Below are 17,822 nucleotides of genomic sequence, written 5' to 3'. Positions count from 1 at the left end.
TGCTCGGATACGGGATCGTTTTGCTCGTTCGCCATGTATTTTTGACCGCTTGGAAACTGGTTTTGCCCGGTTGCCCGTCTTTTGACCGGATAGCTGTGTATTTTGCTCGGATACAAGGGCATTTTGCTCGTTCACCAAATACTTTTGCTCGGATACGACAAGGTTTTGCTCGGTTACCCGTCTTTTGACTACTAATAATCGCATTTTGCTCAATCTAGATAGTCTATCATTCCACCACTTCAAAAATGATCTTTGCCTCTAGCTGGTATTTTTCACCTTGCTCCCCTTCAATGACAAAGTCCGTTCGTCCGTTAATTTCATATTGGCCTACGGGAAACGCCAACGTACTCATTTGCTCTAGCACATCTTCGGTATATACATTGCCTTCCATCCCCTCATGATATGACCCACCTGAGAAATAGTAAGGCTCCATTAACACCTCGGCCTTTCGCATCGGCGTAATAATATACGGCTCATTCATCGCCGCGCCAAATTGATAATCCTTTGTCAAATTTGTCGTTTCAAGCCAAATCCAAGACCCACCATGACCAATCTGGATGGCCTCTTCCTCTCCTTCATATACTAATTCAGCCCGCACATCTACCTTCTCCCCTACTTGATACTGTGCCTTTTCACTCACTAGCCGTAGCGTAAACGGTGCTTCTTTGACCTCCTGTGTTGTCACATTCTCTACTTTTTCCCTATTCATCGATTCCGTTCCACATGCCGTTAGCAATATTAGTAATAAAATACTATATAACCATTTCATTTCGTACACCTCCGTTTCGAGATTAGACGAATGAAAAAGAAATACGTTACAGAGTCCTTGTAGGCTTAATAATCTCCTAACAATTGTTGAATTTTTAACATAAAAAATGATAGACTATATCCCAACAAACAATAGTATTTTAGTATAAAGGGGACAGCAGCATGCAAATTGAAATTCGTCGATTGCGGGCAAATGATATGGAGGAATTAATGGCATTTTTCCGCACCGTCTCTATTGATACATTCGAAAAAAATGGCATTAGTCATTTAACAGACGACTTAGAAGATGAATTGCATACGAAGGAACGCTATTTACAAGAGGATTTATATACAAATGGGCAACAACGCTATTTTTTATTAGCCATTCATGAAGGAAAAATCGTCGGGACAATTGGCCTTTATAAAGCAAATTCTTTTGTCGTAGAGCTAACAAAAGGCGCCGTGCAAGGCATGGATGAGGTTGGGACAATTTATATTTTACCGAGCTATCAAAATAAAGGGTTAAGCACACTCCTTATTAAGGCAATGATACTTACTTTAAAGGCGAACGGTATTACGCAATTTTGTTTGGATAGTGGCTTTGCGACTGCACAAGCAGTATGGCTAAAAAAATTCGGTCAGCCTACGTATTTATTTGAGCATTACTGGGGGGAAGAGGCGCATCATATGGTTTGGATTATTCAAACAAACTATACTCCTGTGACGTTTACGTTATAAACTTTTAAAAAGGAGAAAGCACATGTCAAACTCGAGTTTTCTCCTTTCTTCTATAAAGGTAAATCCTTTCGCTTAAATACTTCTACACTCGCACTAAATAAAACAATCCCGACTACCGCTAAAATACCGAACTTCCACCATTCTGGGTTACCCGCCACAATAGACTTTGTATCAAATAGCGCATTGATCGTAACATACTTTACATTTTCAAGACTTGCATCCACTGTACTCACGATTTGACATAAGAAAAACGCCAGTGGAATGCCTGCACCAAATGCCAGTGAATTTTTCGATAAGTTAAATAAACTCGAAAAGAAGAAAGAAATCCCACTCGTTGCAAACATCAGTAAAAATAAACCGACATTCAGTAGTAAAAATAAACCGACATTCAGTAGTAAAAAGTCACTAATCACCACATCCGCCTCTGTCTGAAAAAGTTGGATTGCGCATACGCCAACGATTGTTTCCCACAAAATCATCATAAATAATGCGACGACAAGATAGGTTGCCTGTGTTAGTACGATCGTGCTACGTTTTGTCGGCGTAGACAATAAATACGCCATTGAACCTCGATCCACTTGCGCAGCAATTAAGCTATTGGCCGTCATAATAACAAAAATAAGCGGAAAAATAACACCGTGAATCGAATAATACGTTTGAGCAAGCATACCAAGGAAGGAGGTTTGCGTTAACATGTTCTCTAACGGGGTTCCTTTCACTAAATTCTCCATACCTGTTAACGTGCTACTATCAAAAAAAGTGACAAATATTAGCTGTAACGCACAAAGCACAATTGTAAAAATAAGCCATAGCTTTCGATTACTTTTCATTGTTTGTTTAAAAATCGTTGAATTGATCATTTCGCTCCCTCCTTATAGTGCTGCTCAAAATAGGCTTCAAGTGTCGGTCTTTGTTCTGTTACATCAGCTATTTCACAATTACCTAAATATTGTAAAAACGGATTCAGCTCCTGCGCGGCCACTTCCACCGTTACGCTAGACGCTTCTGACGCTATCACGTTGAATTGTTCTGTTTGAAGTTTTTCTGCATCTGAGACATTTGTAAATTGAATGGTAAACTGCTGCTTTTGCTGATGAAGAATTTGTGCTGTATTGACAATTTCCGTAATGCGTCCTTGTTTAATCATCGCGACCCTATCACAAACCTCCTCCACCTCATTAAACAGGTGCGTCGACATAAAAATGGTCTTTCCTTTTGCTTTTTCCATTTTAATGATGTCTAAAAATGCCGCTCTCATCAGTGGATCTAGTCCTGTTGTCGGCTCATCCAACAGTAAAACCGCTGGATTATGCATTAAGCTCGCGACAATCGCTGTTTTTTGCTTCATACCCTTTGACATTCGCTTTAAATTAGCAGAAGGATCTAGCTGTAATGTTTCTATTAACTGCTTGGCATAGTCTAAATTCGTGAGTCCTACTAGCTCCGCCTGTTGCTGCAAAAATGCCCAGCCCGTTTTGGCATCTGGAAAGGCTATTTCCCCGGGAATATAACCGACCAATTGCTTCACCGCAGCTGCCTCATGCCAACAGTTCAGACCGTTAATTTCACAATGACCTTTTTGCGGTTTTAAAAAGCCCATTAAATGACGAATCGTCGTTGTTTTCCCTGCACCATTTGTCCCGACAAAGCCAAAAACTTCCCCTTCTTGAATATCAAACGAGAGATCAAAAATTCCTGTACCACCATAATCTTTTGTCAACTGATTCACCTTAATCATTTGAATCCCCCTAGCGTTCATAAAACTTCATAAAATAGCTTTCTAGGTGGAAAGGTATTTCATGAAATTTCTCAATTTGATATGAAGCGAGCCGCTGGATAAATGATGTTAGATGCTGGCGAGGCACAGAAACCAGCATTTCTGTTCCGTTTATTTCCTCAATGGAAGCCACTTCTTTTAGGTGATTTTGCAACTGTACTAACGCTTCTTGATTTTGCATTTGTAGTTGAAATTTCTTGGGCAATGTCTCTTTTAATTGCGCGACATCAAACGTAGCTACCACAACGCCGTCTTTAATAATGGCAATATGATCACAAGTTGCCTCCACCTCAGAGAACATATGACTAGACAGTAAAATCGTTTTTCCGCGCGCCTTTTCCTTTTGGATAAACTGTATAAAGCGCTTTTGCATAATCGGATCTAGCCCACTCGTTGGCTCATCCAACACTAAAATGTCGGGGTCATGCATAAAAGCTACTACTATCGCTAATTTACGCTTTACCCCTAACGACATCCGTTTAATAGCGCCCTGACAATCCAAGTCGAAATAATCCAGTAGCTCATGTAAATAATCCTCTGTCTCCATGCCGCGCAATTTTTTCATCATTTGAATAAACGCTGTTCCCGTTAAATGCTCTGGTAAAGCAATTTCGCCCGGCAAATAGCCTAAGTTTTGCTGAATTTGACTGGCATATGTCCAACTATCTAGTTGATTTACATAAACCGCCCCTTTTTGCGGTTTCGAAAAACCCATAATATGCCGAATGGCCGTCGTCTTCCCTGCGCCATTCGGTCCTAAAAAGCCAAACACACTGCCCTCCTGTACATCAAAGGACACATGAAAAATGCCACGTCCATGCCCGTAATCTTTCGTTACATCCTTTAGTGAAATGACCCCCACTGCCATCCCCTCCTACGATACAATTTCAACCTATGTAGCAATTAGTACATATTCATTACGCTAGTTTATTCCAAAAGAAAAGCATAGAGAACAAGCGCTCTCTATACTTACTTTTGGCGCTCAAACGATACATAACGTGTTCCTTGGAAGGACAATAAACCAAGATCTTGCTCCACTAACATCCCGTATTCGCTACCATCTACTTTCAGCTCCACACGGTCTCCGCTTTGTACTTCAAATGTTACGTAATACGTTGTATACGAGTGATCCCCTTGAACCTGCGTACGTTTCGAAACGACCTTTGCTGGTACAGTTAGTAAAGGAGACTGATTATTTTTAACCCCCTGTTTTACATTCGAAAAAATCGTATACAATATGAACCCAAATACAATAATCATAAAAATTGGCACAATATTAAACATCATATCCCCAAAAAACATATACACGTCCCCTTCTCTCTTTACTGCGCGTTAAAACTTCCGTTATTTCTTAAACCGGTTGCCCGTATTGACATATACAATGGTAAAAATCGTTAATACGATAAATAACACAAGCCCAACGATAAAAAGCCACTGCTGATTAATGAGCTCACTCAATCCCCATAACATGATGCTGAAGCAATAACCGTACATTACCTTACCCATAAATTTGGCAAGTGCCACTTCATCATACTTAGCTTTTTCACTTTCTGGTAACGTATTATAGCCTGCGATTAAAAAGGCTCCCTTTCCTTTCGATAAGAAAATCGCAAATATTAGAAACAAAATTAAAATAATAATATAAATAATTGCAGCACCCATCGTACACCTCTGACCTCCTTCTTCTCTACCTTTAATATGTAGAAAAAGAATCATGTAACTTATTTCTATTATACATGAATTGGAAAAAGGCAGAATATATAAACGATAAATGAATAAACCCCTTCCTATTTTGAACGAATTTCAAAGAAAAACAGCCTAACAATTCATACTGCTAGACCGTGTTTTGCAACTATATAAGTTTATCGCTAAATATTTTGTTGCTCCATTTCAATAGCTTTTCTTTTTAAGAACTGTAGGTATTTAATCAGCAAAATAGGCACTAATGCTACGAAAAGATTCATCACAATAATAAACAACATGCCGGCTTCTAAATAGGTAAGTATCGAATAGCCATATCCCATTAAACCGCTTACGATAAGTAGAATATACGAAGGTAAACGTGGAAAAAGCAAGCTAATTACTGTAGCTAAAATCATAATTAGCATAAGCATGACGAGATAATGCCAATACATCACAAAATAGAATGCCATTTCTTGTCTCCCTTCAGTTTACAATAATAACACACCTCTACCAAAGCCCCTTTCCCTCTATTTCCAACCGTTTATAATATTCATCAACGATTGGATAAATATCAGGGTTCGTATCATAGTATGTATCGTCAATCTGATTTAACGAGAAGTTGAATTGTACCTCTCCATCATAAAAGGTAATCGCATACAAAAATCCTACTCGCTTTTCTTGATTGTCTTGAGGGGAAAATTCGATATCTTTTACTGAGGCTAGAAATTCGTTGATTTGGACTATATCCGTTAGCGTTTTTGTATAGCCGGTACTGCCATCCAAGATGACAACTTTATCTACACTTTCAATTCCTTCCTCTGTGTAAAAAGCTTCTAACGATTGTGTTTTTTCACTACAGGCTGTTACTAACCAGCCGAACATAAGCACAATAAGCAAGCATTTCTTCATCCAAACCATCCCCCCTTACGTCATTTAAGAATTAGACTCAACTATCAAGAAAGAGTTACACCATTTCCTACTACAAATTCCTTCACCACGGACAATGCTTGAGCACTCGATTGTTCATTAAAGTGTGACGAGTATCGATCAGCAAACCCGCGATGCCCTTCACACGTTTGCACTTGTATGTTTTTCGTGATTAATTGCGCCACCAAGGTTTTTACATCAAATGATTGTTCCGATTCGCCGTAAATAAGTAAGACCGGACATAGTGGATTTATGGCTAAATAGTTTCGAATGCGTGAGCCGTAATACCCTACTATCGATGTAACTCCTGTTAGCTCACTACAAAGCCACGCAATCGTAGCGCCGATGCTAAAGCCGACAATATGGATTTCTTTATATGTATCTTTTAATTGAACGATTACTTTTTCAACTTCTGCAAAGCCTTGTTCAAAACCAATCTGGTTCATAAAGTAGGCATATGCTTGGTGCTCCTCTTCATAAGAGAAAGGCTGCTCTACTTGAAGTAAATTGGGACAATACACATCATAACCTAAGGCGATAAACTCATTTGCATACTGTTGCATATGGGCATTTACCCCATAAATCTCGTGTAATAGTACGACTGCCTTTTCCATTTGATTCCCTCCATTACTTACATATATTCTTTCGATTATTGTTCTTCTATAAATTTAATCGTTCTCTTCCGGTACAGTACTACTTGCGACAGTTCATTTAAATGAAGTCCATTTTCATTTTGGAACTCGACTAACAAAATCGTATCATTCTGTACAATTCATGCACTCGCGCGAAATCTTATTGAATATGTCATCACATGAATCTCATTTCTCCCCTATTAATTTATTCCAAATAATTGAAACTAACAACCAATTCTATCCGTATAACTAAGTAAACTATCGGAGGTGCTTTTATGGACAAAATAAATACAATAGCGATTATTGGCGGAACGGGGAAAGTAGGTCGTTATATTGCGACAAAAGCAGTACAAAGTGGTTATCAAGTCAAAATGCTTGTGAGAAACCCAGGCAATTTAACTCCTATAGAAAATGGCATCAAAATTATAAAAGGCGACGTACATAACTTACAAGATCTCCAAAAGTTATTAGCAGGTACTCAAATCGTCATTAATGCATTTGGTCAGCCCGTTAAAGCAAATCCTCTCTATAGTAAAGTAACTAAAAACGTGTTTACTCTCATGGATGATTTACAAATTAAACGTTATATCGGTGTTACAGGCGGATCGCTCACGATTGAACAAGACAGAAAGAGCTTGCTAAATAAAATAGGTGCTACACTGTTTAAAATTTTCTTATCTAAACTGCTAGCAGATAAGCAAAAAGAATGGCATTTTCTTGTCGACCATAAACACATTGAATGGACATTAATCCGGCTTCCCTTTGTCGTTGATGAAGAAGCAACGGATGCCATAAAAGAACACCTCACAGATATGCCAGGTAGTAAAATAACAAACCAAGACATAGCCGCCTTTATCATCAAGCAAGTGAAAGATCAAACCTATATACATCAAGCGCCATTTATCGCTAATTAATGTAAATACTGAGTATACAAAAATTATTAAACCATTCTTAAGAAAATCTTCAGAAAGTCCGTTACTACTTCTTAAATGTCCTACGATATGCTCGTATTAAAACATTTAGGAGATAGACCGATGAAGAAATTATTCCTGTTCATATTATTGATTTTATTTAGTTATATCGGCATAGATCAAATCACCTCAACAGATTCGATTGAGGATATTGGATTTTCAGAAATGACTGTGACCGAAGAGGCTACTCACTTTGGCGATTTATTGCTTGTGAATAGTGAGTATCCTATGAGTGAACGCGCAATACCGAACGATTTAGTAGCGTTATCTACATTAAATACGACGAGCTTTTCTTTCGACCCTACGATTGAAATGGCTACACAAATTTTACAACCTTTTTCAGCCATGTTGGAGGCTGCTAATCAAGATGGTGTCACGAATTTTATCGTGAATAGTAGCTATCGTAGTGATGCAGTACAGCAGCAGCTTTTTGACACAATGGGGGCTGATTTGGCACTGCCTGCGGGTTATAGCGAACATAATGTCGGTCTATCTGTTGATATCGGCTCCACGACAGGAAAAATGGAGGGGTCAGAGGAAGCAACCTGGCTAAAACGACATGCAGCACAATACGGCTTTATTTTACGCTATCCGCCGAACAAATCATATATTACGGGTATCCAGCATGAGCCTTGGCATTTTCGTTATGTTGGCTTGCCGCATAGCGACATCATCACCAAAAATGATTGGACTTTGGAGGAATATTTAAGTCATTTACAGCAGGAAAAGTCCATTACAAGCCGTATGCAAGGTCACACCTACAAAGTGCTTTACTATGACTTACAAGAATCTTTACAAATTCCCGTACCGGCGACACATTCGTATAAGGTTTCAGGTGATAATAGGGGTGGGCTAATTGTGACGATTATGCAGTAAGATGGGTGTTTGTAGGAACCATTATTTTTACTAGATGAAAAACACATTGGGCGATGTACCCAATGTGTTTAAAAAAAGCAACTATTGTTTTACTAGACATTCGATGGATGATGGTTTATTACTATATTTTCGTTACTTAATCTAGCAGATACGGATGCTACGAGTATTTTAGAAAGTTCTTCTGGGTGATATGGTTTTGTAAAATACTTTTCAACTTTAAACTTTTCTACATATTCTTTTGATTCGTCTAAAGCGGAAGAAATAATAATTGGAATCGTACTTGTTTGCGCTGTCTCTTTTAATAATTGCACTAAATCCCAACCTTTTATATCGTCCCCTAGCATTAAATCGATGACAATCCCAACGAGTGGTGTATGCAACGCTTCTTCAAATGCTCGTCTCGGATTATCGTGATAAATGACTGTAAACCCTTTACTCTTTAATTCTTCCGATAGGAGTAAGGCTAAGCTTAAATCATCTTCCACTATCATCACATTTAAGCCTGTTTCATCAATTGCTACGTTCATTTCCTCTAGTGTTTGACTTGCATGATGTACTGGTAATGTAAAGTAAACCGTTGTCCCTTGCCCTTCTTCTGATTCAATCCATATATCGCCACCATGTTGCGTGACAATTTCTTTACAAATTGCGAGACCTAGTCCTGTACCACCAATTTTTCGCCTTGCACTATTATCAATACGTTTAAATTTTTGGAATAGCTTTGATATTTCATTTTGTGGAATACCGATTCCTTGATCTTTTACGCTAATTTGCACACGATTTGGGACATTCTCAAGCGTAATAGCCACATCTCCTCCATTCGGAGAGAATTTAATGGCATTCCCGATAATATTGATTAATAGTTGTACTAATCTTTCTTGATCGCCCATAATGTTCACCGTCTTAGCCTTATCCACTAAATGCACACGATGATGCTCTTCATGACGAAAGCGATTCACAATGTCCATCGCCAGCTCATCTATATATAGCTGCTCCATCTTATACTGTTGTCTGCCTGATTCCATTCTTTGTAAGTCTAAAAAATCATTGATAAGATTCGTTAAACGAATGGCTTCTTTATGAATCGTTTCAATATATTTTTTTTGACGCTCAGGTTTCAATTCTTTTGTCAATAGAAGTTCTGTAAAGCCTAAAACACTCGATAACGGTGTACGTAGCTCATGGCTAACCGTACTCACAAGCTCTGACTTCATTTGGTCTACTTCATATTCTCTTGTAATATCCCGATGCACAAACATCGTACCTATTTTTTCTTGCCCTTCATATACACTTGTTGCATAGACTTCCACAAAAACAGGTGTATTTTCTAAAATGGAATAGCGAATCGTTCGAGTATCTTCAAAGTCTTCTACAACAGCATTTTTGAAGAAGAACGTCAATTCTTCCGGCTGATCTGTAATCGCTTCAAAATGCTTGAGCCACTGCCATTGAGCAACATGTTGATTGTCCATTTTATGGTGGTAGCGGATGATGCGAGACAATGCCTCATTAATTAAGACCACATCTCCCGTAGGCGAAACAAATTGAATGCCTTCATTGACTGTATCAATAATATTTTGATTTAATTGTCGAGATCGCTCAACTTCTTCATACATTAAAATACGTTCGAACGCTATCGAAACACGATTCATTAAACCGTTTATCTCTTCGATTTCTTGCGTTGAATACTTATGCCCTTCCCGCGTAGCCATCATCACCGCCACTAAGCGTCCTTCAGAATTTAAGACGGAGGAATAGAGGTCATATGCAAAATAAGACTGCTGTGCAATGTCTTGCGATGTTAGCGTTACCTCACGGGTAATCACAAAAGACTTTTCTTGTTCTAATCGAACTTGTTTATCCTGATTAAAATTTTCTACAAGCAAATCGGCGGATTGTTTTGTTAATCCTTTCGATACATATAACTGACCTTCTACTAAATACAAAATACTCGTATCAAATGCATAAATATCATTTAAATATTTATGCAAATCTGCTAGCAGTTTTTGTTTATCTAATGTAAAGGTCAACACGTGATTTAATTGATTGAACTTTTGCAATTGATCAAGAGAATGCTGTAATTGATCTTGGTTCCCTTGTAATTCGTCTTGCTGTGCCATTAGTTCTTCATTTTGAGTTGTGAGCACTTCTTCCTTTTCTTGAATAGATAGCGTCATTTTATAAAATGAATTAGCTAAAATCCCTAGCTCATCTTCTTTTTGGACAAGGTTACCGAGGTCAATGAAACGCCCAGAAGCAATCGCATTCGTCGCAGCTGTTAGTTTTTCAATCGGTTGGATTAAGTTTAACAATACTCTTCGCATAATCATTCCGACAAAAAGCAATACTAATCCACCTAAAAGTAAGGATAGTAATGTAATTTGTTGCGCTTGTTTCAATGTTTTTGAAAATAGTTGTTTTAAATCATTCTCTGTTTGCTTATTATATTCTTTTGTATAAGCGACAAATTTATTGACAAGGTCATTGGTACCACTGCTAGAAAGTTCTCTTAACGACTTATAATCACTTACTTCAACATAGCTGATTGCTTTAGGTAAAATGACTTCCTTATACTCTTGATGAAACTCCATTAACTCCGCATAAATCACTTTTTCTTCCTTTGTTAGCGGAAATTGAGCAAATTCACCTAAAAGCAATTCGAATTTTTCTAAATTGTCATATAATAATTCCAGCTCTTGCTCGTCTTGAAATGCATAATACCCTCTCGCTCGGAAAAATATACCATTGTAACTTTCTGCTAAATCACTCACAATTTGCGCTTTTGCACTAACTTCCTCTCGTTCGTTTGTTAAACGCTCATTGCTAGATTTCACATAGAGGAAAAAAATAATGACCATCACAATAAAAACGATAATTAAAGTAAATAACATCTTAAAGAATTGATTACGAATATTGTTTTTAAGTAACGGAAAATTTTTATACATGTAAAATCTCCTCCACTAGCCCCATTAGTTCCACTGGGCTAAATGGCTTGGACATAAAATAATGCACTCCTTTTTCTAAAACGATTTGACGATCTGCTTCTTGCGCTTTCGCCGTGAGCATTAAAATGGGCGTCATTTCTTTTATATGATGAGGCAGCCGCTCTATCACTTCGACCCCAGTTAAATTTGGCATCATATAATCTAGCACAATTAAATCATATGTTTGTTGATTGATTTTCTGCAGTGCCTCTAACCCGTCTTCTGCTTCATCAATTTCACAATCTAAATCTTCCAGCGTATCGCAAATAAGCATACGCAAAATTTCTTCATCATCCACTACTAATATTCTTTTCATTACTAAATCCCCTTTTGTTCTACATTACATAAATAAGCGATTAATTAAACTGATGATTCGATTGGATACATCGGCTATATTAAATGGTTTGACAATATAATCATCCGCACCGTTTTCTAGCGCCTGTAGGACATACTCTTCACCTTTTCGACCTGTTAACATCGAAACGATCACATCACTTGATGAATGTTTTTCTCTTATTTTTTTCAGGACTTCAATACCATCCATTTTTGGCATGATCCCATCTAGTAAAATAATATATTTACTATTTTCTTTATACCAATCGGCATTTAAGAAGCTGACTCCATCACTAAAATCCATGACTTCAATCTCATACTGCTCACTTACTTCCCAATTTTTGAAGTAGTTGACGATGAGACTTCGAATGACGGACACATCATCAATGACAATCACTTTTATGTTCACTTTCTTCTTGATGCCTTTTGTCATATGATTAAACACGATTGTCTGGTTTCTTCCAGATTGCTTGGCATGATACAGCGCCTGATCGGCCTCTTCCAGCAACTTTTTTGGATGTAAATTAGCAGCAGTCGCTTCTACTACTCCAGCTGAAAATGTCACCTGAAAGGTTGTACCGTTGCCATCAAAGTATTTTTGTTCCATCAGTGTTCGAATTCTTTCCATTACCCGATATGCCTCTTCACCAGATGTTTGTGGCATTAAAAAGACAAATTCTTCACCACCGTAGCGACAAAAAATATCCTGCTCACGCTTTGCGTCCTTCACTAACGCGGCAAACCCTTTTAACACTTCATCGCCTACTAAATGTCCATATGTATCGTTTACTTTTTTAAAATAATCTAAATCAGCAATCACAGCTGAAAAGGGCTCATTGTTTCGAGTAGACAGCTGAATTAACTTTTGAAGCTGGGAATCCATAAATTTACGATTATACACTTGTGTTAATTCATCTATGACAATCGAATGCTCTAATTCCTTTTTATAAGCTAAGCGATTTTTTACATAAGCAATTAATATTTCTTGATCAATTGGCTTGGCGATAAAATCTAAAGCACCCATCTCATATGCCCGTAGTCGATTTTCTTTGTTATCATTTACACTCATCACAGCGACAAACATACGATCTTTATTTATTTTTTTTATATTTTGTAAAATCGAAAAACCATTGATATCCGGTAGCATAATATCTAAAAACACAATGGAAGGTCGTAACTCGTAAATTAACTCTAACCCCCGCTTGCCATTATGGGCCACAATCACAGCATATCCTTGTTCCTCTAACACTGTTTTAATATACGAAATAAAGATAACATCATCGTCAACTACTAAAATAAATTCTCGATTAGCAGCATAACTCGTCACTTGTACGAGTGTATTGTCTAACGGTTGTATAGGATAATTAGTTTGATAAAAGCATATTGCTTCAATGATGGGTGAAAGATAGTTTTTCCATTCCTTCCTACTCCATTGCTTTTCGCTAATTTCTGTTAAAGATTCTAGCTTTTCACTACCCATGCTCGATAATTCATGTAATCCAATTGACCCAGCCGTTCCTTTTAAACTATGAAGAAAGCTATAGATTTCCCGTTCACTTATAAAGTCTGATTTATTCCATGATTGAAAGGTATCATATATACGCTTATAAATCATTCGTTGATATTTTTCCATTTCCATTATTTATCTCTCCAGTTACAATTTTCTTCACTCTATCTAGTATAACTTGAATCACTAATAAATCTAGAATAAAACTAGTCAAAACAACATTCTGTTCAACTTTATATAGAAAAGTAGTTTGTTTTTTATGGAATAGGTAACGTCCATAGTGTGTCATAATGTTATTCTCCTCATAATGTAAATAGAAGTTAGCATTAAACTCAAAGACGCCTTTTTCTAATATTTGTATTTTTTTATTTCATTATAATAATTAAGGGGTGTCGTCTCATATACTTAAATTATTTAGAAATAATCGTAAGAGGAGGAAAAGCATATGCCTATTCAAACAATTACAACGTTATACCCTATCTCGGTTCTAGTTTCCATCATTCTTTCTACCATAATCGGCTATATTATTACGAAAAAATCGAAAGATCTTGGATATGGCTTCTTCATTTCATTAGTAGCGAGTGGATTATTCCTATTTCTTATCGTTGATTGGTTCTCTACGGTGGCAAAAATTGCGGATATGGGAACTACACCCCTTTTATTAAATATTATTTCGGTCATTACTTTATATCCTATCTATTTACTTTTGCTATGGGTTGTTTTAAAAAGAATCCATAAAGCAACGACTGAATAATTTTATACGGTATGTATGCCTTATCACTAAAACATTACAAATATATGTATATCTCTATGGGTTCACTTTCGAGATGAGCGAATAATTAGAATTATTTTTACATTTATTAGCAATGATGATATATTGATGAAGAGAGCTAATTCAAATACATTATTTCAAGCTCGTTCTTAGTAGCGGGAGGTAATGACCATGCATTGGTTTTCTCGTATCGTAGGAATCGGTATTTCACTATTTTTTATGTTAAGTGTTGTCGGTTATATCTATCTAGCATATGGGCTACCTTGGAAACATAATGAAATGAAACAACATATGGATCATTATTTAGAAGAGCGGTATAAGGATGAATTTGAGCTTAGTTCTATTCGTTTTGACTGGCTATATGGAGGCAGTTATTTTACAACAGCGACAGCTAAAACAACAGGGGTTTCCTTTTATGTGGAAACATCTAGTGATGGAATAGTAGAAGATATGTATGGTGATGAATATTGGACTCATCACGGAGACCAGCTTATCTCGCCTATTATTAAACGATATTACAAAGGGTTTGATGGTCTATCGATTGGACTACGATTTGATGAGACATTACCAGTGAACCTTCCTTTAGAGAAGCATAAAGCTTATACATGGTGGGACGTAAATATTCATATCGCACAAGAGCTTACGGAGAATGATATAGAAAAGGCATTTTCGATATTGCAAGCTTTGCAACAAGAGGGCTTTAAATTGGCGGAGTTTTATATGGGATTTTATGATGTGGCGATTCAAGTATTCGAGGAGCAAATTCCGCTCATTACGGACAAAAACGAGCTAGCGAAGTTTGTGAAAACATATGAAGCTGTTTACTAGTGTTTAAAAGCCATTGCACCTTGTAGGAGAGCAATGGCGAAAACGTTCTTTATATATCGTGAAATGGTTGATTATCTTTGTCTCGGATAATAATTTCGTAAGGAATATCTTCTACCGATAGCGCTTGCCGATGTTCTTCGATTAATGCAGCGACAAATGCTTTTATTTCCTTTGCTTGCTGTTGTGATGAATTGGATAAATGCGTTTTAATAATAATTTCGAGTGGTGCTGGGGAGAAGGAATGTGCAAAACCTCGATAGGCCTCAAATTTTTTCTCTGTCTCGTTTCCGATGATCGAAAAAATTGGTTGCCATTCTTTGTCTAGCCGTTCTTCGCCACTTTCCGTGCGAATCGTAATCGAAAAATCCTTATTCGTTTCTGCATAAACCGCTTCTGCTACAAGTTGCTGCAATTGCCGTGCCTTTTCATTTGATATTTCATCTAGATCAGCCAAGATGATTTCAAGATACGGCTCTGGACTTCGGGGATTCATTAACATCACGAGCCTGCCAAAGTCTTCCCTATTTAGCACCTCACTTGCAGCAGTAAAAGCAAGCTCCCCTAGCTGTTCATCTTCCCCCGGTGCATATTCTTCTAGTTGATTAGACGCTGTATGTTGATTGGTTTCATCATTTCCAAATAGCCAGAAGAACACAATTATTAGCACAATGAACGTGCCGAATGTAGTTAGTAATCTTCTCTTCACTCGCTACTCCCCTTCATCGAATATGTTACCTTATATTACGGATTTAGTTATTTGAATAGAACGCACGATTCGCTGCAACCGGTAATCTCTCATTCATTATTTTAGAAGTAAAGCTACTAGTTTCGTTAAGGTACTACATAATCAAAGGCCACATATTGTAAAACAAAGGAGTGTACATGATGCAACAAAAAGAATTTTTCTTTCTTAGTTGGGCTGGGTTTCTTGTTTCGTTTTGCTTTGTCTTAATTAGTATTTGGAATAATGATGATTGGATGCTTGTAGAGCGTGGATTTTATACCATTTGCTTAGGCTGGCTTACTTATTCATCCTTTGCACTTGTAAACGTCTTACGTAATAGACGAGAAGGAGGAAAAACTGGGACCGAATTTGTTTTTCTAACGTGGATTTCCTTCATTGCAGCGTTTTTAATCGGTATGATTGCCGTCTATAACACAACATGGGTACTTTTAGAAAAAGGATATTATTGGATGGGGCTACTGTTCTGTACGTTCACAACACTTACATTAGCAAAAGAGATTCGAGATCGCCAATCCAATACTAAGCCGTATAAAGAAGAATATATAGAAGAATCTCCATCTTCTGCTGAATAGCACTTCATTTTATCTATATTTAACTGTTTCGAAAAATCGCTTTATCACTTCGGCCATTTGCTCTTTGTTTGTTGTAAATTGTTTCAAGCGGTGGCCGTTTCCGCCTGATGGATGAGGAAATCCCCTTAATAATGGATACGGCTTTATATGCCCTGCCCTCATCAATTCTTCTACAACAGCCTGTACATTAACACCTAATGGGATAAGTAGCGCATGTTCTATTCCTTCGATATTCTTTGGAAAATAAGTGTGTACATATTTTCGTAGCAACTCGTTTGAGCTAATTTTAGGTGTAGCACCGTTATAATTTTTTCGTTTATAAAAGACCGCATGTGGTAAAACGGATGTACTTTGCAAATAATGATGATATACGTTAAATAGTTGCTCAGTCGTCCCAATCCCTAAATAATGAGCTAGCTTCAGCTCGTCTAGCATCTCCACTAAGTTTTTTCGCATCGATCCATGAAAACTGGATTCTTCTTTTACTTTCTTCAAGATTTCTTCGTCTGTTCCTGTCGTTTTAATCACCGTCGAGTAGGAACGTTTCATTTGATGGAAACCGGGTGTGATGCCAACAATGATGACTTTCGCTCGTTGATTCACATATTCAAATGGCGCATAGTAAATTTCCAACCCTTTCTCCTGATCTTTGTCCAACAAAAACGTTTCATTTAGTAACATGTCATCCGTATAATCAATTGGTAAAGCTTTAATGTGATCTTTAAACTGCGGGAACATTGCCGTTTGTGTAATTGCCATTGTGTCACCTCTTTTATAGAATGCCCGAATTGCACACAACCCTACATTAACTAATATGCCCAATATTCATGACTTCTCTCAGTAAAAAAACGTCTTATTCTATTAAGGGGGAGGAACGTTGAAACATTCTAAATACTTCATTATTTTTATTGGTATTATTTCAATTTTGATTGCAAGTTACTCGGATTCAATAGGCAATGAGGAACAAACTATAAAAGTGAAAAACGCATTGGGAATGAAACTAAATATGAAGACTTCAAAGAGATTACTGACATGAAACAAGTGCAAAAAGCACAAAATATCTTAGGAGACATTGATTGGGGAAATGCTAAAGTAGAAATGGTGCACCCTGCCGATTATACATTTAGCTTTCAACTCTGAATGAGCAAAAATAAATCCCAAAAATACCAATTGAATAGCAAAAGACATATATCATAGCCTCCGCGCTTTGCCACAGCCTACACAGGAGCTAAAACAGGCGTGGCTTGTTTGGATCTCCTGTTCCTGCTCCTGACGCTAAGCTTTCGTCGCAAAGTAAAGCGCTTGGCTCCTGTGGCGATGGCGCGCTACGGCAAAAAGTGAATACTTCTCGATATACTAGAAAAACATTTCTCTTCTTTAAAAGAAATCATTTTCTTTCCGTTTGCATGTATAATTGCCTAGCCTCTACCGAAATGGATTAGCATCTCTCTTTATTTTTAACAACTGATTATTGTACTCAATCAAGTGTATTTACAGTAAAAAAAATCCCTTTTATAGGAGTATTTCTTAGAAAAACGCGATCAAAAATGACTTGCCAGTTGATTGAAGCGGAATCGGCGAGACTCCTACGGGAATCGCATGAGCTGAAGACCCCGTAGGAGTGAGGTACGAGCGACGAGGAGGCTGAAGCCACATAGCTGTAAACTTAAGCTTTTTCAACCGTTCCACAGTAGACGGCATCACCTGTTTTCACTGCTTTAGTTGAGGTA

Annotated in this window: 21 protein-coding genes; 6 read left to right on the top strand and 15 right to left on the bottom strand. The window is 37.4% G+C overall.

Annotation, left to right across the window (positions count from 1 at the left end; translation table 11 throughout):
* Positions 1-226: 226 nt before the first annotated feature.
* Positions 227-769 carry a hypothetical protein gene (locus AC3II9_RS15055; RefSeq protein ID WP_489156726.1) on the bottom strand — a complete coding sequence of 181 codons (543 nt, stop codon included), beginning with the start codon at positions 767-769 and terminating at the stop codon, positions 227-229.
* A 161-nt stretch (positions 770-930) separates the two neighbouring features.
* On the opposite strand from AC3II9_RS15055, the gene AC3II9_RS15050 reads away from it, so the two are divergent.
* Positions 931-1,485 (top strand): GNAT family N-acetyltransferase, encoded by a 555-nt coding sequence (locus AC3II9_RS15050; RefSeq protein WP_391369829.1) that lies wholly within the window; start codon positions 931-933, stop codon positions 1,483-1,485.
* A 50-nt stretch (positions 1,486-1,535) separates the two neighbouring features.
* Here the strand turns inward: AC3II9_RS15050 and AC3II9_RS15045 are convergent, their stop codons facing one another.
* The 8 genes from AC3II9_RS15045 to AC3II9_RS15010 form a co-directional block, all read right to left on the bottom strand.
* Entirely contained in the window at positions 1,536-2,345 is an 810-nt protein-coding gene (locus tag AC3II9_RS15045) for an ABC transporter permease subunit (protein ID WP_489156724.1), read from the bottom strand.
* Positions 2,342-3,223, bottom strand: coding sequence for an ABC transporter ATP-binding protein (locus AC3II9_RS15040; protein ID WP_489156723.1), 882 nt, complete (start codon positions 3,221-3,223; stop codon positions 2,342-2,344). The genes AC3II9_RS15045 and AC3II9_RS15040 overlap by 4 nt, the downstream gene beginning before the upstream one ends.
* Positions 3,224-3,233: 10 nt before the next feature.
* On the bottom strand, positions 3,234-4,124 hold the full coding sequence (locus tag AC3II9_RS15035; RefSeq protein WP_489156721.1) for an ABC transporter ATP-binding protein: 891 nt from the start codon (positions 4,122-4,124) through the stop codon (positions 3,234-3,236).
* Positions 4,125-4,231: 107 nt separating this feature from the next.
* A complete protein-coding gene (locus AC3II9_RS15030) occupies positions 4,232-4,564 on the bottom strand; it encodes a DUF2500 domain-containing protein (RefSeq protein ID WP_489156720.1) in 333 nt (110 codons plus the stop codon).
* A 42-nt stretch (positions 4,565-4,606) separates the two neighbouring features.
* Positions 4,607-4,924, bottom strand: a complete 318-nt coding sequence (locus AC3II9_RS15025; RefSeq protein ID WP_489156718.1) for a DUF3784 domain-containing protein — start codon at positions 4,922-4,924, stop codon at positions 4,607-4,609.
* A 206-nt stretch (positions 4,925-5,130) separates the two neighbouring features.
* Entirely contained in the window at positions 5,131-5,415 is a 285-nt protein-coding gene (locus tag AC3II9_RS15020; RefSeq protein ID WP_489156716.1) for a hypothetical protein, read from the bottom strand.
* 37 nt (positions 5,416-5,452) lie between these two features.
* Complete coding sequence (locus tag AC3II9_RS15015; protein WP_489156714.1) at positions 5,453-5,854, bottom strand: hypothetical protein; 402 nt, start codon at positions 5,852-5,854, stop codon at positions 5,453-5,455.
* Positions 5,855-5,898: 44 nt separating this feature from the next.
* Entirely contained in the window at positions 5,899-6,486 is a 588-nt protein-coding gene (locus AC3II9_RS15010; protein WP_489156712.1) for a dienelactone hydrolase family protein, read from the bottom strand.
* A gap of 293 nt (positions 6,487-6,779) precedes the next feature.
* On the opposite strand from AC3II9_RS15010, the gene AC3II9_RS15005 reads away from it, so the two are divergent.
* A complete protein-coding gene (locus AC3II9_RS15005; protein WP_489156710.1) occupies positions 6,780-7,418 on the top strand; it encodes an NAD(P)-dependent oxidoreductase in 639 nt (212 codons plus the stop codon).
* Positions 7,419-7,493: 75 nt separating this feature from the next.
* Positions 7,494-8,351, top strand: a complete 858-nt coding sequence (locus AC3II9_RS15000; protein ID WP_489156709.1) for a M15 family metallopeptidase — start codon at positions 7,494-7,496, stop codon at positions 8,349-8,351.
* 92 nt (positions 8,352-8,443) lie between these two features.
* On the opposite strand, the gene AC3II9_RS14995 is transcribed toward AC3II9_RS15000, so the two are convergent.
* The 4 genes from AC3II9_RS14995 to AC3II9_RS14980 are packed head-to-tail and all read right to left on the bottom strand — an operon-like array spanning position 8,444 to position 13,464.
* Complete coding sequence (locus tag AC3II9_RS14995) at positions 8,444-11,296, bottom strand: ATP-binding protein (RefSeq protein ID WP_489156707.1); 2,853 nt, start codon at positions 11,294-11,296, stop codon at positions 8,444-8,446.
* On the bottom strand, positions 11,289-11,651 hold the full coding sequence (locus AC3II9_RS14990; protein ID WP_489156705.1) for a response regulator transcription factor: 363 nt from the start codon (positions 11,649-11,651) through the stop codon (positions 11,289-11,291). The genes AC3II9_RS14995 and AC3II9_RS14990 overlap by 8 nt, the downstream gene beginning before the upstream one ends.
* A 24-nt stretch (positions 11,652-11,675) precedes the next feature.
* Positions 11,676-13,307: a GGDEF domain-containing response regulator gene (locus tag AC3II9_RS14985; RefSeq protein WP_489156702.1), complete on the bottom strand. Its 1,632-nt coding sequence runs from the start codon at positions 13,305-13,307 to the stop codon at positions 11,676-11,678.
* Positions 13,273-13,464 (bottom strand): hypothetical protein, encoded by a 192-nt coding sequence (locus tag AC3II9_RS14980; protein ID WP_489156700.1) that lies wholly within the window; start codon positions 13,462-13,464, stop codon positions 13,273-13,275. Before AC3II9_RS14980 ends, AC3II9_RS14985 begins: the two co-directional genes overlap by 35 nt.
* 156 nt (positions 13,465-13,620) lie before the next feature.
* Between AC3II9_RS14980 and AC3II9_RS14975 the strand changes: the two genes are divergently transcribed.
* Both AC3II9_RS14975 and AC3II9_RS14970 read left to right on the top strand, forming a co-directional pair.
* Positions 13,621-13,929, top strand: coding sequence for a hypothetical protein (locus AC3II9_RS14975; protein ID WP_489156698.1), 309 nt, complete (start codon positions 13,621-13,623; stop codon positions 13,927-13,929).
* Positions 13,930-14,118: 189 nt separating this feature from the next.
* Positions 14,119-14,775, top strand: coding sequence for a hypothetical protein (locus tag AC3II9_RS14970; RefSeq protein WP_489156697.1), 657 nt, complete (start codon positions 14,119-14,121; stop codon positions 14,773-14,775).
* A gap of 49 nt (positions 14,776-14,824) precedes the next feature.
* On the opposite strand, the gene AC3II9_RS14965 is transcribed toward AC3II9_RS14970, so the two are convergent.
* Positions 14,825-15,481 (bottom strand): hypothetical protein, encoded by a 657-nt coding sequence (locus AC3II9_RS14965; RefSeq protein ID WP_489156695.1) that lies wholly within the window; start codon positions 15,479-15,481, stop codon positions 14,825-14,827.
* A 179-nt stretch (positions 15,482-15,660) separates the two neighbouring features.
* Here AC3II9_RS14965 and AC3II9_RS14960 point away from each other — a divergent pair, with 179 nt between their 5' ends.
* Positions 15,661-16,092, top strand: a complete 432-nt coding sequence (locus tag AC3II9_RS14960) for a YiaA/YiaB family inner membrane protein (RefSeq protein WP_489156693.1) — start codon at positions 15,661-15,663, stop codon at positions 16,090-16,092.
* Positions 16,093-16,101: 9 nt separating this feature from the next.
* Here the strand turns inward: AC3II9_RS14960 and AC3II9_RS14955 are convergent, their stop codons facing one another.
* Complete coding sequence (locus tag AC3II9_RS14955) at positions 16,102-16,851, bottom strand: hypothetical protein (protein ID WP_489156691.1); 750 nt, start codon at positions 16,849-16,851, stop codon at positions 16,102-16,104.
* Between the last annotated feature and the right edge of the window lie 971 nt (positions 16,852-17,822).

This window comes from Lysinibacillus sp. RU7 (assembly GCF_057837305.1).
Note: the sequence above shows the minus strand (reverse complement) of the source record. Positions and strands in the feature narration are given on the sequence as shown.

Coding starts and splice junctions, on each gene's coding strand:
- AC3II9_RS14980 (WP_489156700.1), bottom strand. CDS start 13,464: ATGACACACTATGGACGTTACCTATTCCATAAAAAACAAACTACTTTT.
- AC3II9_RS15020 (WP_489156716.1), bottom strand. CDS start 5,415: ATGGCATTCTATTTTGTGATGTATTGGCATTATCTCGTCATGCTTATG.
- AC3II9_RS14955 (WP_489156691.1), bottom strand. CDS start 16,851: ATGGCAATTACACAAACGGCAATGTTCCCGCAGTTTAAAGATCACATT.
- AC3II9_RS15010 (WP_489156712.1), bottom strand. CDS start 6,486: ATGGAAAAGGCAGTCGTACTATTACACGAGATTTATGGGGTAAATGCC.
- AC3II9_RS14995 (WP_489156707.1), bottom strand. CDS start 11,296: ATGTATAAAAATTTTCCGTTACTTAAAAACAATATTCGTAATCAATTC.
- AC3II9_RS14960 (WP_489156693.1), top strand. CDS start 15,661: ATGCAACAAAAAGAATTTTTCTTTCTTAGTTGGGCTGGGTTTCTTGTT.
- AC3II9_RS15055 (WP_489156726.1), bottom strand. CDS start 769: ATGAAATGGTTATATAGTATTTTATTACTAATATTGCTAACGGCATGT.
- AC3II9_RS15000 (WP_489156709.1), top strand. CDS start 7,494: ATGTCCTACGATATGCTCGTATTAAAACATTTAGGAGATAGACCGATG.
- AC3II9_RS14985 (WP_489156702.1), bottom strand. CDS start 13,307: ATGGAAATGGAAAAATATCAACGAATGATTTATAAGCGTATATATGAT.
- AC3II9_RS15015 (WP_489156714.1), bottom strand. CDS start 5,854: ATGAAGAAATGCTTGCTTATTGTGCTTATGTTCGGCTGGTTAGTAACA.
- AC3II9_RS14990 (WP_489156705.1), bottom strand. CDS start 11,651: ATGAAAAGAATATTAGTAGTGGATGATGAAGAAATTTTGCGTATGCTT.
- AC3II9_RS15050 (WP_391369829.1), top strand. CDS start 931: ATGCAAATTGAAATTCGTCGATTGCGGGCAAATGATATGGAGGAATTA.
- AC3II9_RS15005 (WP_489156710.1), top strand. CDS start 6,780: ATGGACAAAATAAATACAATAGCGATTATTGGCGGAACGGGGAAAGTA.
- AC3II9_RS15025 (WP_489156718.1), bottom strand. CDS start 4,924: ATGGGTGCTGCAATTATTTATATTATTATTTTAATTTTGTTTCTAATA.
- AC3II9_RS15045 (WP_489156724.1), bottom strand. CDS start 2,345: ATGATCAATTCAACGATTTTTAAACAAACAATGAAAAGTAATCGAAAG.
- AC3II9_RS14975 (WP_489156698.1), top strand. CDS start 13,621: ATGCCTATTCAAACAATTACAACGTTATACCCTATCTCGGTTCTAGTT.
- AC3II9_RS15040 (WP_489156723.1), bottom strand. CDS start 3,223: ATGATTAAGGTGAATCAGTTGACAAAAGATTATGGTGGTACAGGAATT.
- AC3II9_RS14970 (WP_489156697.1), top strand. CDS start 14,119: ATGCATTGGTTTTCTCGTATCGTAGGAATCGGTATTTCACTATTTTTT.
- AC3II9_RS15030 (WP_489156720.1), bottom strand. CDS start 4,564: ATGTTTTTTGGGGATATGATGTTTAATATTGTGCCAATTTTTATGATT.